Below are 15,595 nucleotides of genomic sequence, written 5' to 3'. Positions count from 1 at the left end.
GAGCGTCGATGTGGTTGGCGGCAATCACTACCTCTAGCGGCAATCTTACACCGTACCGTTCGTCGCAGACCAGATCGCAGCCTGAGTCGAAACCCTATGACGCCGAAAGATAATCTCATGAATTCAAACTCAACTTCATCCCTTACTGTACGCGTGGCGCACAAAATTTTTGAGGCGGTGGACATCTGCGCCTTCGATCTCATTAGTGCCGACGGCACCCCGCTGCCGTCCTTTTCCGCAGGCTCACACATCGACGTGCACCTGCCGAACGGCCTCACCCGGCAGTACTCGCTGTGTAACGACCCGGCGGAGACCCACCGCTACCTCATTGCAGTGCTGAAAGACCCAGGCACGCGCGGCGGGTCCAAGGCGATGCACGAGCTGGTGACCGAGGGGGATACCTTGCGGATCAGCGCACCAAAGAACCACTTTGCGCTCGCTCATGAAGCAAAGCATAGCTTGCTGCTGGCTGGTGGAATCGGAATCACGCCTATCCTGTGCATGGCGGAACGCCTATCGGTATCCGACGCCGATTTCGAGCTGCACTACTGCACCCGTTCGCGGGATCGCATGGCCTTCCACAATCGCATCCGTCGGTCGATTTTTTCATCCAAGACAGTCTTTCATTTCGACGATGGGGATGTGGCGCAGAAGCTGCAACTAGACGCGCTCCTCGGCACCCCGCAACTTGGCACGCATCTGTACGTGTGTGGCCCCAAAGGCTTCATGGACGCGATCCTTGCCAATGCCCGTGCTTGCGGATGGCCGGAGGCGCAATTGCACTACGAGTTTTTCGCAGCCAAACTCGTCAAATCTGATGCAGACGGCAGCTTTGACGTGAAGCTGGCCAGCTCGGGTGAGGTGGTGCACGTGCAGAAAGACAAGACAGTTGTGCAGGCACTCGCCGATGCTGGTGTGGAAATTCAGACCTCGTGCGAACAGGGAGTGTGTGGCACTTGCCTTACGCGAGTACTCGAAGGCGAGCCGGAACACCGAGACATGTACCTGACGCCGGAGGAGCAGGCGGCGAACGACCAGTTTCTCCCCTGCTGCTCACGAGCCAAGTCGCCACTTCTGGTTCTCGACCTTTGAGCAATGATTTTCTTTCCCAGTTCGACTCTAGCAATCATAAAAAGGATTGATATTTTTACTGATAATGCCCGACAACCCCATTGTTTTGGTTCCGTGGAGAGACGATGAAATCCCACGTTGATGTTCTGATCAAGTCAGCGTTGCCTGGACCGGCTGACTCGATAGCCAGAATAGATCAAACACGACGTTGCTCGATTTCCCGAATAGTGTCATCTCACCACTAGAATAAAGTACCTGAGAACAGGACGGTAGCGAATGATCCATCGTGTCTGGCGGAACGGCGTGTCGGAGTCGATAGCATCGGTCAGACTCTTGAACTGGATGTCCTGCTTGTGTAGGTCGCCGACCAGACCGACCAGTTGCTTGACGCTGCGGCCTAGGCGATCCAGTTTCCACACGGCAAGTGTGTCGCCCTCGCGCAGAATTTCCGGCGCCTTGGCCGGACAAGGGCGGTCGGCTTGTGTACCCTTCACCTCGTCCTCTAAGATCGTCTGGCACCCAGCCTTGGTCAATGCTTCCCGCTGCAACTCAAGGTTCTGATCTTGGGCCGAGACACGAGCGTAGCCGGTCAGCATGACACTTCGGTTCCTTGACAATTCGTGTAGTCTGCCGAGTCACAATCTTTCAACTCTTGGTAAAAATGACCTCGACACCAACACCGAACTTGGTCGGATTGAATTCGATGACTTGATAGTTTGCGACACGCTCACGATAGAAGGGATCCTCTGCAAGCACGTCATTCAATTCCTCCCGGTTCAAGCCCTTGACGAGGATGCCCCCTCCTGTTCGCGGCACTTGGGGGCCGGAAGCTAAGAAACGATCTGCTGCATAGTGGCGATCAAGGAAGCGCCGATGCTCCTCAATGCGAGTTTCGCTGGTAGCCAGCGGTTGAACGTAGTGCAAAATGACAATAAAAATTAGGATTTCAAATTTATAAAAATTCATCATGAGCGTAAGCAATCGAGGATGGTGTTTCAAGAACTATTTTCGAGAATTTCAACGCCTCGATTTCGCGTGCCACTTGACGCGCCGCCGGCGGCGACGCGTGCACACCCCGCTGCAAGCCGATTGTGTTTGAATTCGGTGTCTTATAGCTGCCGTCTCAGCGCCCCGAGTCTATGCCGCATGGTCGATGTTGTTCTCGACGAACAGGTTCAAAGAGGTCAATTCACGGACCAGGTCCGGAGCGAAAAGATCGAAGAAGTTCAGTGCGTTCGTGCTCGGTACGGCATTGCGTCGGATACCGATATGCATGCGCACAGTGGGGACGAGTTCACCCAGGTCGACAGATGCGAGTTCGGTGTCTGGCTTCGCTTCTAATGCTGAGCCGCCAACGATGGCGATACCCAACCCTGAGCCCACATAGTGCCGCATGATATCGCCGTCTGAAGTATCTAGCACTATGTCCGGTGATAACCCCCGCTGCGCGAAAGTTTCGACAATAACGGCGCGCGATGCATATCCTTCCTTATAGGTAATCAACGGGTACCGGGCAATATCTTCCAGGGACAGTTGGGGCCGTTTGAGCAGTTCGTGATCAAGCGGCGCGACCAGCAGCCAGCGATGTTCGTAACAGGGGAAAAATGCGATGTCGCAGACCGGAACGCGCGGTGCGGAACACAAGCAGAAGTCCGCTTTGCCGCAGCTTACCGCGTCGATGCTTTGGCTAACGCTCCCCGATATGACGTGAACGCGTGTATCCGGCTTACGTTGCGCAAACTGCTGGATTAACGCCGGAAAAAAGATGCGTGCCGGTGTTGGCGAAGTGGCCACAGTCAGTATTTCAGGCCGGTGGTCCGAGAATTGACGCGCTGTGCGCTGCAGATTCTCCAGCACGATGATCGCTTGCGCCGCAATGGGCAATATCGCTTTACCCGCGAGGGTCAAGCCGAGGAGACGTCGCTTATGACGCACAAACAGCGAGACGCCCAATTCCGCCTCAAGCAATTGAATATGTTTGGTCAAGCCCGGCTGCGATGCATGCAAGTGCTCGGCAGCACGAGTGACACTGAAATCGTGCCGGACAATGGCATTGAAAGAGCGTAACTGATGGAGTTTCATGAGAGGGGCAGTCTCCGTAGTCAAGTCATTGTCAAAACGACGGGCGCCTTCCGTTGTTGCTAACGGATCACATTCCAAAAACGGATGATATGGCCAAATATCGTTATTGGATATAAGGAGTTGCGCTGATTAGAATCGGGTTTCCCACAGCTTGAGACCCTCAGGATGACGAGATTACGGTGCGGCTTTCTGTTTGTCATATTCGCAATACTGAGCACCGTCTCGGAGGCGAAAAATTATCCGAGCCAGCCGGTCAAGTTGATCGTGCCATTTTCCCCAGGCGGCTCGACTGACGCGTCGGCCCGGTTGCTGGCTGCCGCGCTGACTACTCGACTGGGACAACCGGTGATTGTCGAAAATAAACCCGGCGGTGGCGCCAATATCGGCACGGAATACGTTGCACACGCTCGACCCGACGGTTACACAGTGCTTCTGGCCTCGGCGACGCAGGCCATTGATATGGCGATTTATCGGCACCCACATTTTGATCTGAAGCGCGATTTCGCGCCGGTGGCTGAGTTCGGAACGAGCCCGGTCGTGTTGTTGAAGAACGTGGCATTTCCGCCGCGTTCAGTCGCTGAACTGGTGGTGCTTGCCAAACACAATCCAGGGAAATACTTTTTCGCCTCGGCCGGCGTCGGCAGTCTCACGCATTTAACTTCCGAGTTGTTCAACGCGGCCGCGGGTATTGACGTACACCATGTTCCCTATAAGGGAGCGGGACCCGCGATGAATGACGTCGCGGGCGGCCAGGTACAAATGATGTTCGGTCTGGAAGTAGGCGCTGCACCATATATGCAGGCCGGACGCCTGGTTCCCCTTGCCGTCTCCGGGCAGACCCGGATACCAGATCTGCCGGATGTGCCGACGCTCGAAGAGGCGGGTATTCATGGTGTCGACGTTGATTCCTGGTACGGCATCTTGGTTCCCGCAGGCACCCCGCCAGAGGTCATCGCCAAGCTCAACGGCGCGATTGCCGAGTCAATGAAGGATATCGGGGTCAAGCTTCACGCCGTGGGTATCGTGCCTCACATGACAAGTGCCGACGCGTTCGGCCGTTTGCTGGACAACCAGGTGACCATCTGGAAAAAAGCAGTGTTGCAATCACACATGCCAATGCTGGACGAAGGGGGGGACCAATGAACGATGCATCCTCGAACACGGCACTTGCCGGGATCCGTGTGCTCGATCTGTCGACTCGGTTCGGCTTCTATACAGGCAAGTTGTTTGCTGATATGGGCGCGGACGTCGTTCTGGTCGAGCAGCCTGGTGGATGCGCGCTGCGCGACGAGGCACCATTTCTGGGCAATCAGGCGGGGACATCGCTCGGCATTCCTTTCAATTACCTGAACACCAGCAAGCGCGGGATTTCGCTCGATCTGACGCAAACAGCCGATCTCGCTGTGTTCCGCGAACTTGCCGCCGTCGCCGACCTGATTATCGAGGACGGCCCACCTGGTACGCTTCGACGTCGTGGCATCGATCATGAGCAATTGGTTGCGCGCAATGCCGCACTGGTGCTGACCAGCATCACCCCGTTCGGTCAGTCTGGCCCATACGCACAGTTCGCGGCGACCGACTTGACGCTGCTCGCGCTCGGCGGCTTTCTCAACATGATGGGTTATCCAGACGGACCGCCGACCCAGGCATACGGCAATCAGGCGGTAGCAATCGGCTGCATGTTTGCTGCGGTCGGGTCCATGATGGCCGTCTTGGCGGCACAGGTGGATGGTGTCGGTCAGCGGGTCGACGTGGCGATCCATGAGTGCGTGACGATGGCGATCGAGAATGCTGCGCAGTTTTATGACCTTGCGGGCGTGGTGCGTAAGCGCTTTGCTGGAGAGATGCGCCATGCTGGAACGGGGGTGTTCGAGTGCTGCGACGGGTATGTTTATCTGTTCGCTGGCGGCATGGGGGCGGCGCGTTTCTGGAACAATCTGGTGAGATGGTTGCAAGAGGAAGACGTGGCGGGCAGTCAGGTATTGAGCGAACCACGCTGGACCGATTCGCGGTTCATGGACAGCGGCGAAGCGAAATCAATTTTCGACGAGATTTTTCCGTCATTTTGTGCTCGGTGGCGCAAGGAAGATTTGTACCATGAGAGTCAGCGTCGGAACGTGCCGTTATGCCCGATTAATGATGTGGAAGATGTCCTGAACAACGCCCAAATGCGTCACCGGGGCCTGTTCGTTGGTGTACCGCATGAGCGCTTCGGTGAGGAGATTCTGATGCCCGGCGTACCATTCCACCTGTCGGCTTCGCCGGGACGCATCGCGCATCGCGCGCCCGAGTTGGGCGAACACAACGATCTCGTGTTGGCGGAGTGGGGCGTCAGGCACACACGGTCGCGCTCGGCGGTGGAAGGGAGGGGCGCATGAGCGCAGTGCCAGGTCCGCTTGCCGGAATAAGGATCGCAGATTTCAGCTGGATCGGTGCCGGCTCGTTCACCACCAAGCTGTTCGCTGATTTTGGCGCCGACGTCATCAAGGTGGAAACGTCGCTTCATATGGACACGTTGCGCTCGACGCCGCCGTTTAAGGATGGTGTACGCGGCGCCGAGCGCAGCGGCTACTTTGCGGATCGCAATAGCAGCAAGCGTGGCATTCGTCTCAACATAAAACACCCGCGTGGCTTGGACATTGCGCGAAGGTTGATAGCCTGCAGCGATATCGCCGTCAATAATTTTCGTCCGGGAGTAATGGAGCGTCTGGGACTCGGCTATGCCGCGGCTTGCGCAATTCGGCCTGATATCGTTTACCTCGCCATGTCGATGCAAGGAAGCGAGGGCCCGCATGCGGGGTATGTCGGCTTCGGGCTGACGATTGGCGCGCTGTCTGGCATTCACTACGCGAGCGGCGTCGCGGATCGCCCGCCAGCCGGTACCAACACGAATTATCCGGATCACGTACCCAATCCGACGCATGCTGCGTTCGCAGTGCTTGCCGCGCTGAACTACCGGCGACGCACGGGCCTCGGCCAATATATCGATCTGGCGCAGACCGAACCGACTGTTGCTTTGCAAGGGCCGGCGATGATTGATTTTGCGGTGAATGGCCATATTGCCGCGAGATGCGGCAATGATCATCCAGTCTGGGTGCCGCACGGAGTGTTCGCCTGCGCCGGAGATGACCGTTGGATCGCGATCGCAGTGCAGGATGACGCTCAGTGGCAAGCATTGGCCACTTGCCTGGCGCTGGATGGGCAGCGGTGCGCACAGTGGTCAATAGCGGAGATGCGTCGCGCGCACCGAGGCGAGATTGCCAACTGGCTCGCTGCGGTCACTCTCGAGCGCGATGCCTTCCACTTGATGCAGCAATTGCAGCGAGCCGGGGTTCCGGCGGGGGTGGTTCAAGACGCCCGGGATTTGATTGAGCATGACCCTCAGCTTGCGCACCGTGGCCATTGGCAATATCTGACACATCCCGAAATGGGCCCCACCCTGTATAACAACGTGCCGTTTCAGCTTTCGCGCACACCGGGCAGGCTCTCTCGGCCGGCGCCGCTTCTTGGTCAGCACACCGAGCAGGTATGCACCGAGCTTCTGGGTTTATCTGTGCAGGAAGTGGCAGAACTGGCTGCGCTTGGAGTATTCGAATAATCGTTTGCCGGGCGCCGCGTGGTGCCAGCAATCAATGGAGCGGATGATGGCGATTGATGTCGATATAAACGATGGTATTGCGGTGGTAACTTTCAACCGTCCCGAAGCGATGAATGCCATTGACCCAGAGACCCGGGAAAAACTTTATCGGATCTGGGACCAGTTGCGCGAGGACGAGGGCGTCCAGGTAGTGATCGTCACGGGCGCTGGCGGACGAGCGTTTTCAACCGGTGCCGACCTCAAGAAAACGGCTCCGCCGACGGAGAGTTTCGCCGAACTACTATTCATGCACGACAACCCAGGCACCTTTCTGCACGGCTTCGGGATGGACAAACCGATTATCGCTGCCGTCAATGGATATGCGCTGGGCGGTGGCATGGAACTCGCACTGGCCTGTGACATCTGCATCGCCTCTGAACGCGCACGCTTCGGCATTACCGAGGCCTGCGTAGGGAGCGTGCCAGGCTCTGGCGGCGTGCAGCGGTTACCACGCAGTATCAGCAAAACCAATGCAATGCTGATGATCCTGACAGGCGACGTGATTGATGCACACGAGGCGCTGCGCATGGGCTTTGTCAGCAAGGTCGTGCCGCACGAGGAATTGATGAGCGTGGTGCGTGCCATTGCCGATCAAATCAAACGCAATGCACCTATATCGGTCCGTGCACTGAAGCGGTCGATCCAGATGGGACTGGACATGCCACTGCAGCATGCGCTGGAGATGGATAAGTATGTCTACGGGCTGTTGCGTGACACGGAAGACCGAATCGAGGGGCGAAAGGCTTTTCAGGAAAAACGTACTCCGAAGTATCGCGGAAAATGAATCCGAACAGATTTCCCTATCGACACGCTGTGCAGAGGAACTTGAGCAGGAAACGACTATGAAACGGAGCGTAGCGGTGATCGGCGTGGGGCGCAGCGATTGGCGCGGTGAAGATGCACGCGTGCGCGCCGGTGAAAAGCCACACGATGCTCACGGCTACGCCGCGCTCGCGTTGCGGGCCGCGCTCGTGGATGCCGGCGTTGACCGCGGCGCGATAGACGGGTTGATCGTCGGGCCCAACGTCGCCTACGAGCGTATGGGCGAAATCCTTGGCATCAACCCGCGCTGGGGCAGTCAAGCCGGCGATGCGGGCCAGGCACTGGCGCAAGCATGCTCGGCTATTGAGTCGGGCTACGCTGAGGTCATTGCGGTGATTCACGGTACTGACCAGCGCTCTGCTGGGGCGCAATATGGGGGCGCTAACGCAGTCAGCGGCAACCGCTTCCTAGCTTATGTATATCATGCACCATGGGGCTTCACTTCCCAAGGGGCGCTCTACGCGCTGATGTTTCAGCGCTATCGGCACCTGTACGGCTTCGATGAAGCGTCACTCGGCGCGGTGGCCGTAGCGCAGCGTGTCGCGGCAATGCTGAACCAGCACGCGCTGCTACACAAGCCGCTCTCGATCGACGACTACCTCGCTTCGGCCTATCTGTGCGAACCATTGCGTTATCCAGACTACTGCTTGGTGAACGACGGCGGCGCGGCATTGATCGTCGCCGAGGCCGGGGTGGCGCGCTCGCTGTCTCGCTCATTGTCGCATCATCCCGCGTTTATCCTTGGTCTTGGACGTGCCGATATCAATAGCGATTCGACCAGCTTGCAGCCGCGGCTAATTGACTTCTATCGGCCTGCCCAGCAGATAGCCGGGCAGGCCAGTTTCGATATGGCCGGACTCGGGCCGACGGACATGGATGTGCTGCAGGTGTACGACAGTTTTTCGTTGCATGTGCCCCTGGCGCTTGAAGGATACGGCTACTGTGAGCCCGGTGAGGCGGCGCGCTTCATTGCTGATACCGGTATTTCCTTGGCCGGCGGGCTCCCAATCAATACCAGCGGCGGCCATCTGGCTGAGAGCTATATGCACGGCTGGAACCACCAGATCGAAGCAGTCTGCCAATTGCGTGGCAATTGTGATGCGCGACAAGTATCTGATTGTCGCTTCGTCCATTACTGTTCCGACGTCTCTGGCAAGGCTGTGTCGATTGTCTATGGGCACAGCGATAACTGATCCGACAACCGCGGACCTCGAATCGAGCGATATATGGGCACCTCCCGCCGAATTGAATCAATCTACGATCAGCCTCTGTGGGCAAGCATACAGGCCCGCGCAATGCGCCTGCAGCGCTGTGTCTGTTGTGGGCATTTTCGTTATCCTCCGGCTCCGATCTGCGCGCGCTGCCTGAGCGATAGCGCGGAGTGGCTCACGTTGCAAGGGCGGGGGACGATTCTTTCCTGGGTGATATTTCATCGCCAATATTTCGATGACTTCGCGCCCCCATACAACGCGATCGCTGTCCAACTCGCAGAAGGCCCAATCATAGTCAGCAATCTGGTGGGCGTAACACCGCCGGGCGACTGGATCGGATCCGATGTCGAACTGATTTACGAAAGAGGTGGAGAGTGCCTCTTGCCACGCTTCAAATTACGAGCGCAACCGCTCATCGACGCGGATCGTCAACTGGCCTACCCCTAGCGGACCTGATTCTTTCTGTGCCGGTGATTCGTGGAAAGGCGCTGAACTGCCGCAGCGGGAAATGGCACACGCCGGTTTGTCACGTGGAAGACGAGGCTTGGCTGATAGATCAATCGCTGCGAGAGCGCGTTTCCCCTGAGCACGAACTCGAGCGCCAAACGGTTCAGGAGAGCCGCGACCACGATTTCAGGGATAAAGCTGATACGTCGCATTCGAAAAGGGCAGTTCGACCTGGTCGCACTTGGGCTCAAATATACTCCTGCGACCCGATGGTCGGAATGTTGTTCTGACAAATCTATAAGTCATCCTTATCTACAAGGGAAATCCAGATAGAACGACTTATTTTGGCCAACGTCTTGGGAACGAGACGAAGGCTGGAAATCAGGCGCGAGGGCAGGAAAATACTCTGGGGCAAGGCTGATTCATCCGAGCCTTACTTTCGACGAACAGGAGGAGATTCAAGGTATGGAGAAGCAGGTAAACAAAAACCGCGGAGACTATTTCGGTGGCACATTGATGTTTTTGATCGGCTTGGGCGCGATGCTGCGGGGCAGGTCATACCACATCGGTACGCTGACCGACATGGGCGCGGGCTTCTTTCCCGTCGCACTCGGCGTAATCATTGCGCTGGCCGGAATTGCCCTCGTCGTCAGTGCAAGGCTGTCGACCCTGAAAGAAGTGGAAGAGAAGCTCACGCCCGAATGGGCTGCCTGGATCTGTATTCTTGCGGGCATCGCAGCGTTCGTGATCCTCGGACGGTACGGGGGCCTGGTGCCCGCGACGTTTGCGATAGTGTTCATCTCCGCGCTGGGCGACCGCCAGAACACCTGGAAAAGCGCTCTGGTTCTCGCATTCGGCATGGTCGTTCTGGCCGTGGTGGTGTTCTGGTGGGCATTGCAACTGCAATTCCCGTTGTTTTCTTGGGGTTAAGCGATGATCGGACAGTCCTTGGTTGATCTGTTGCACGGTTTCGGCGTCGCGCTCGAAGTGCATAACTTGATGTGGTCGTTTTTTGGAGTCGTGATGGGCAACCTGATCGGGGTACTGCCCGGCATGGGCCCGCTCTCGGCCATCTCGATTTTGCTGCCGCTCACCTACACGATGCACCCGGTGCCCGCGGTTCTGATGCTCGCGGGTATTTTCTACGGTTCGCAGTATGGCGGCGCGATCGGCGCGATCCTCCTGAATCTACCGTGCCATCCGCCGCATGCGGTGGCCTGTCTGGACGGCTACCCGCTGACCAGGCAGGGTAAAGGTGGCACGGCCTTGGGGGTGACGATGATTTCTTCGTTTTTTGCTGCCTCGTTCGGCATCCTGGTAATGGTGTTCGCCTCGGCGCTGTTGGTTAAGGTGGCCTTCAAGTTTGGGCCGGCAGAGCTTTTCTCGATCATGCTGCTGGGTCTGATTGCGGGTGGCACGATGTCGAGAGGTTCGCCGCTTAAGGGCATCTCGATGACCGTGTTAGGACTATTGCTCGGAATGGTGGGGACGGATGTGAACAGCGGTGTGATGCGCTATACGTTCAACGTGTATCAACTATCGGACGGCGTCGAGCTAGTGGCGCTGGCCTTGGGCCTGTTCGGGGTGGCCGAATTTCTGCGCAACGTGAACCGCATGCACGCGATTGGCAGCGGCATCAAGTTGCGCTTGCGCGACATGCGCCCGAGCAACGCTGAGCTCAAACTGGCGTTTTTCCCGATGGTGCGCGGCACGTTGATGGGTACCCTGTTCGGTGCCATGCCGGGCACTGGTCCGACGATAACCACTTTTCTTGCCTACGCGGTCGAGAAGAGGATATCCAAGACCCCCGAGCGTTTCGGGCATGGCGCGCTCGAAGGCGTGGCGGCCCCGGAAGCGGCCTCACACTCGAAGACCCAGGTGGATTTCATCCCGACCATGAGCTTGGGCATTCCGGGTGACCCGGTGATGGCACTGATCCTGGGTGCGCTGCTGATTCAGGGTATACAGCCCGGCCCGCAACTGATCACCCAGCACGCGGACTTGTTCTGGGGCCTGATCGCCAGTTTCTGGGTTGGCAATATCCTGCTGGTGGTGCTCAACGTGCCGCTGATTGGCGTTTGGGTGAAGTTCTTGCAAGTGCCCTATCGATACCTGTTTCCATCTGCTCTATTTTTCATCGCGGTCGGGGTGTACAGCACGAACAACAGCTTGTTCGAGGTGGGGGAGGTGCTGGTGTTCGGGGTGATCGGTGCGGTCTTTCTCGCTCTCGAATTTCCAGTCGCGCCGATTCTGCTCGGCTTTGTGCTCGGGCCGCTGGTCGAGGAGAATTTCCGCCGTTCGCTGCTGCTTTCGCACGGAAGCATGATGGTCTTTTTGCAACATCCGATCAGCGGCGCCTTCGTGGGCATCTCGACTCTGTTGATCCTTGCGCAAATCGGCTTCGCTCTGCGCGGTGCAGTGCGAAAAAGGAAGGCGGAGACTCAATCGTTCGCCGCTACCCGCTCGCAACACACTTCGTGAACTCGGCGCCGACGCGCATGGACACTATGAGGACCTTTCCCGGCACGTCGTGGTTTGCACGTGCGTCGATTGTTCAAGCGTTCCCGCACTTTCACCACTCCCAACGAGTCCGCTGTTGAGCTGTACGGAAAGGACGGTCCGATGAACCGTATGCGATCCTTTAACAACATCTCTCGATGAGAGAGGGAAGCGAGTATAGATGGGACGGTGGTAAGATTTTTGAATGATCGAGTTCCCCACGCTAGATGCGCTTTCGCGAGAGGCTGAATTTTCAGCAGATGCGATGCTTCATGGGGTGTCACCCCCGTACGTCCGCGACAACATCCCGGGCCATGTTTGGGTTGAGGCCGCCGGCCGAGCCGAATGCCTTCGCTTCTATGGAGCAGCGACTGGAGTGCCGCCGGTCATATTTCTTGAAGGCGATATCTTCCGTCGAAGGGATGATGGCGAACCCCATTGGACTGTTGGCGAAGGATACGACGAGATCGCACCATGGCAAATGCAAGCGGAGGCAGAGCAGTATGCAATCGCGATCGGACGAACCTTTGTGAACCTGGCCAGGCCTGGTACGTACGGCTCTTCAGGCAATCACCATGAGAGGCGACGTGAACGAGAAGTTGCACTCGTAGATTGTGCTCTGGATCGGTTGAAGAATGCTTTCGGATGGCAGAGCATTAACCTTGCCGGGCTATCCGGCGGAGGCCATCTTGTCGCCGCGCTGATGGCGCGTCGCGGGGATATAGATTGCGCCGTCATTGCCTCCGGAAACGTAGCTGTCCGGATGCGCAATCAAGAGCGTGGCATGCACGTAGACGTAACGGGGTATTCAGATTTCGTTGACCCGATCGACCTTGTCTTGGACGTCGCACGGCATCCTCCGAACAAGGTCATTATGCTGACCGACCCAAGAGATCAGATCGTTTCGGCAGTCGTGCAGACCGCTTATGTTCGAGCTCTGCATTATGCTGGGGTAGCGGTCGAGCACCGATTTCTCCCCGCTACCGACGCACAGCATCATATCCTTCGACAGGCAGCCATTCTCGCGGCTGCAAGGTATTCCGCGCAAGGCATGTGAGGTTGATATTTAATCTGCCATATTCTAGGGCAGGAGCGCGTCATAATCATCGACGGTCTTCGCCAGCGGGAGACGCTGGAACAGCCAGGTGAGATAGCAATGTGGTTCGATGCCGTTAGCTTTGCAGGTTTCGACCAGCGTATAAAGATTTGCGCTCGCGTTCGCGCCATCGACGGTGTCGGCGAACAGCCATGAGCGGCGTCCAACGACAAGCGGCCTGATCGAATTTTCGCAAGGGTTGTTCGAGATGGGCCAGTTGCCATTCTCGACGTCACGCACCAGCTTGGGCCACTGCTCGTGCAAATCGATCAGCGCCTTGCCGAGTGAGCTTTGAGGTACGACGCCGGGCGACTGTTCGAGCATCAGTTTTTCAATGGCATTGAGCACGCGTGCACTATATCGTCGTCGCAATCGCAATCGCAATCGCAATCGCAATCGCAATCGCAATCGCAATCGCAATCGCAATCGTCGCCCAGCGGTCCACGTTTCACTGCGCGCCTCCGGTGCGAACAGCTTGTAGATTAGTTTGATGAAGCGCGTCGCGAGCAGGTCAGGCGAGCGTGCAGCTTCCGGCACGTTGTTTTCGGCTTTCACAAAGCACCGTCTCGCGTGAGCCCAGCATCCAAGGCGCACGAGCAGTATCAGCTCGTGCACCTTGGATGCTGAGCTCATATCCGTCGGTCATCAGAACCGCACCCTCCCGGACACCGGCGAACAGTTTCTCGGCCAGCTTCGCGCCGCGGCCAGCCGTATAGACGTAACAGCGCATGGGTATTCCCGAGCCGGCCATCTGCGGCCATAGATAGCTCTTCGTCTGCGGCCGGTGGCCTTCTTCCTTCAGAACATGGAAGGTCGTCTCGTCGCAATAGATCAGATCGGCATCGAGCAGCGCATCACGCATCAGGTTGATGAGGGGCTGCGTCGCCAGACTGACGCGGACCATGCTCGCGGTCAGCGTGTTCGACGAGATGTCGCCGCCAAAGCGCCGCAGCAGGCCGGCCTGGCGATACAGCGGCATGCCGAACTGTTACTTGCCGGTGGCGACCCATGCGAGTGCCGATTCCGTCAGCAGTTCACACGGGATGATGCGCGGCGACGCCGGCGTCACATTGATGCCAAGGTCGCAGCACGGACAGGCATACTTGACGCGCTGGTGCTGGATGACGCGAACCTGTTCGGGGATCACGTCGAGCTGCTCGCTGGTCTCGACGCCGATCTCGACGAGCGCATGGCCGTCGTGGTTACAGAAACGTTCGGCTTCGGGAGGTTCGTGCCGTACGACCTCGCGCGGCAGACTGGGATCGAGAGGCTTGCGATGACCGTGATTCTTGCGCGTGTGCGCGGAGATCGCGGTTTCGGGCGTGTCTTCCTGCGCGGGTGTCGCGTTCGTCCCCAGCACTTCGGCTTCGTTGAACAGACCGGGCTGATCCGAGGCGCGCGCCTCGCTCTTCGCGCCAAACAGTTCACGACGATACACACGCAGTCGTTCCTCGGCGAGATCGCGCTCCGCCGTCACGAGGCGCAGTGCGCTGCGTAACCCGTCGCGCGCTGACTGAATGGCGCCATGCTCTTGTCGCATCGCGAGGAGCGCCTTGAGTTCGTCGGCGTTGATGGTCACGTTGATCGGCATACCACTTAGACCGGTATGCCGATGACGTGTTCAGCTCGCGCGGGCATACTATCGCTTCGGATGCCGCTGGAGAGCTGCGATGTCGGCACCCCCGAGAAGCCAGTGGAGCAGTTCGACGGTCAATGTCACGACCTCACTCTTACGGTCGGGCCAGACGAAGCGATCATTGGCCTCGAGTCTCTTGAGCATCAGCCAGAAACCGTTGTCCTGCCAGCCCAGTATCTTGATGCGATCGCATCGCCGGTTGATAAACACGTAGAGCGAGGAGTCCATCGGATTCAGACGTATAGCCTGGTCGACGAGAATCGACAGGCTGTTCATGCCATACCGAAAATCGACCGGATCGCGGTGCAGGTACACCTGCAGCTTTTCGTCGAATCGGAACACGGCTCCTCCCCTGAACCATGAACCATGGTGCTCAGCTCGTCGATGGTCGCGATTGCTCCGCCGAATTCAAGCTCGACACCATTCGACAGCCGCACATGAAATGCGAGCGTCATCGACGGGGATGACGGTGGGGGCTGCAGCGCCGACGGTGCCGAACTACCGGCACGAACGCGGGTGGCGTTGCCGGCGCAGAGATGGATTTGAGCGAACCCGGCAGATCGATGGCCACGCCGTCCGTCACTTCGGAGTCAGCTGGCAGGTCCCGTTCGCCGTCGTCATAGTCCTGCGGTGTCAGCACGATGCCTTTCTCGCGCTCCATCAGATATTTCGTGATCCACTTGCGTAACAGATTGGCATTAATCCCGTACTCCTTCGCGAGGCGGGCAACCGACACGCCAGGACGAAGCGCCGCCTCGACGAGCGCCCGTTTGCCTTTCTCGTCATAGCGACGACGGCCATCGCTGCTTCGACGAACTACCGTCAGCTCTGAGTCTTTGCCAGCCATAGGCGTCCACCTCCAGATAGGTGGACGCCTATGCTCCTCGCTCAGAGCACCAATTGATAGACGTCGATAATGGATCGCTTACGATGAACCAAGAACGACCTTCGCCTCGTTTGCCAGCTTGTTTCACGTCAGACGGCCGCAGTTTCCTGGAAGAATCTACGTAGGACTATTGCCTACACGCATCACGCTTGGACGAGAGCCGTTGAACGTTCCTTGTCGAAGCTGCCGCCACATGCTGGCCAACTAT

General features: G+C 57.9%; 14 protein-coding genes and 2 pseudogenes. 10 read left to right on the top strand and 6 right to left on the bottom strand.

Translation table 11 applies throughout. From position 1 onward, the window contains the following. Nucleotides 1–117: 117 nt before the first annotated feature. Nucleotides 118–1,092, top strand: a complete 975-nt coding sequence (locus PQR40_RS26530) for a PDR/VanB family oxidoreductase (protein WP_408510222.1) — start codon at nucleotides 118–120, stop codon at nucleotides 1,090–1,092. 278 nt (nucleotides 1,093–1,370) lie between these two features. Here PQR40_RS26530 and PQR40_RS26525 read toward each other — a convergent pair. From PQR40_RS26525 to PQR40_RS26515, 3 genes and pseudogenes are all read right to left on the bottom strand, one after another. After that, nucleotides 1,371–1,667 (bottom strand): annotated as a pseudogene (locus PQR40_RS26525) (recombinase family protein); the annotation flags it as partial. A 49-nt stretch (nucleotides 1,668–1,716) separates the two neighbouring features. Next, nucleotides 1,717–2,040, bottom strand: coding sequence for a YciI family protein (locus PQR40_RS26520; protein ID WP_408510165.1), 324 nt, complete (start codon nucleotides 2,038–2,040; stop codon nucleotides 1,717–1,719). Nucleotides 2,041–2,208: 168 nt separating this feature from the next. Further along, a complete protein-coding gene (locus PQR40_RS26515; protein WP_408510164.1) occupies nucleotides 2,209–3,153 on the bottom strand; it encodes a LysR substrate-binding domain-containing protein in 945 nt (314 codons plus the stop codon). Nucleotides 3,154–3,318: 165 nt separating this feature from the next. Here PQR40_RS26515 and PQR40_RS26510 point away from each other — a divergent pair, with 165 nt between their 5' ends. From PQR40_RS26510 to PQR40_RS26470, 9 genes are all read left to right on the top strand, one after another. Beyond that, complete coding sequence (locus PQR40_RS26510; protein ID WP_408510163.1) at nucleotides 3,319–4,296, top strand: tripartite tricarboxylate transporter substrate binding protein; 978 nt, start codon at nucleotides 3,319–3,321, stop codon at nucleotides 4,294–4,296. Then, nucleotides 4,293–5,531 (top strand): CaiB/BaiF CoA transferase family protein, encoded by a 1,239-nt coding sequence (locus PQR40_RS26505; RefSeq protein ID WP_408510162.1) that lies wholly within the window; start codon nucleotides 4,293–4,295, stop codon nucleotides 5,529–5,531. Before PQR40_RS26510 ends, PQR40_RS26505 begins: the two co-directional genes overlap by 4 nt. Beyond that, a complete protein-coding gene (locus tag PQR40_RS26500) occupies nucleotides 5,528–6,751 on the top strand; it encodes a CaiB/BaiF CoA transferase family protein (RefSeq protein ID WP_408241971.1) in 1,224 nt (407 codons plus the stop codon). Before PQR40_RS26505 ends, PQR40_RS26500 begins: the two co-directional genes overlap by 4 nt. Continuing rightward, nucleotides 6,735–7,574 (top strand): enoyl-CoA hydratase/isomerase family protein, encoded by an 840-nt coding sequence (locus PQR40_RS26495; protein WP_408241973.1) that lies wholly within the window; start codon nucleotides 6,735–6,737, stop codon nucleotides 7,572–7,574. The genes PQR40_RS26500 and PQR40_RS26495 overlap by 17 nt, the downstream gene beginning before the upstream one ends. Before the next feature lie 76 nt (nucleotides 7,575–7,650). After that, complete coding sequence (locus tag PQR40_RS26490; RefSeq protein WP_408510161.1) at nucleotides 7,651–8,805, top strand: thiolase family protein; 1,155 nt, start codon at nucleotides 7,651–7,653, stop codon at nucleotides 8,803–8,805. A 33-nt stretch (nucleotides 8,806–8,838) separates the two neighbouring features. Then, nucleotides 8,839–9,270, top strand: coding sequence for a Zn-ribbon domain-containing OB-fold protein (locus PQR40_RS26485; protein WP_408241976.1), 432 nt, complete (start codon nucleotides 8,839–8,841; stop codon nucleotides 9,268–9,270). A gap of 465 nt (nucleotides 9,271–9,735) precedes the next feature. Then, complete coding sequence (locus PQR40_RS26480) at nucleotides 9,736–10,200, top strand: tripartite tricarboxylate transporter TctB family protein (RefSeq protein WP_408241978.1); 465 nt, start codon at nucleotides 9,736–9,738, stop codon at nucleotides 10,198–10,200. A gap of 3 nt (nucleotides 10,201–10,203) precedes the next feature. Next, nucleotides 10,204–11,751 (top strand): tripartite tricarboxylate transporter permease, encoded by a 1,548-nt coding sequence (locus tag PQR40_RS26475; RefSeq protein ID WP_408241980.1) that lies wholly within the window; start codon nucleotides 10,204–10,206, stop codon nucleotides 11,749–11,751. A gap of 223 nt (nucleotides 11,752–11,974) precedes the next feature. Next, complete coding sequence (locus PQR40_RS26470) at nucleotides 11,975–12,826, top strand: hypothetical protein (protein WP_408241982.1); 852 nt, start codon at nucleotides 11,975–11,977, stop codon at nucleotides 12,824–12,826. 24 nt (nucleotides 12,827–12,850) lie between these two features. Here the strand turns inward: PQR40_RS26470 and tnpC are convergent. The 3 genes and pseudogenes from tnpC to PQR40_RS26455 all read right to left on the bottom strand — a co-directional run bounded on the left by tnpC (nucleotide 12,851) and on the right by PQR40_RS26455 (nucleotide 15,348). Then, nucleotides 12,851–14,456, bottom strand: a pseudogene (tnpC, locus tag PQR40_RS26465) (IS66 family transposase). A 48-nt stretch (nucleotides 14,457–14,504) separates the two neighbouring features. Continuing rightward, nucleotides 14,505–14,843 (bottom strand): IS66 family insertion sequence element accessory protein TnpB, encoded by a 339-nt coding sequence (gene tnpB / locus PQR40_RS26460; RefSeq protein WP_408241984.1) that lies wholly within the window; start codon nucleotides 14,841–14,843, stop codon nucleotides 14,505–14,507. A 109-nt stretch (nucleotides 14,844–14,952) separates the two neighbouring features. After that, entirely contained in the window at nucleotides 14,953–15,348 is a 396-nt protein-coding gene (locus PQR40_RS26455) for a transposase (RefSeq protein WP_408241986.1), read from the bottom strand. Between the last annotated feature and the right edge of the window lie 247 nt (nucleotides 15,349–15,595).

It is taken from the genome of Paraburkholderia sediminicola (assembly GCF_046026855.1).
Lineage (GTDB): Bacteria > Pseudomonadota > Gammaproteobacteria > Burkholderiales > Burkholderiaceae > Paraburkholderia > Paraburkholderia sediminicola_A.
Note: the sequence above shows the minus strand (reverse complement) of the source record. Positions and strands in the feature narration are given on the sequence as shown.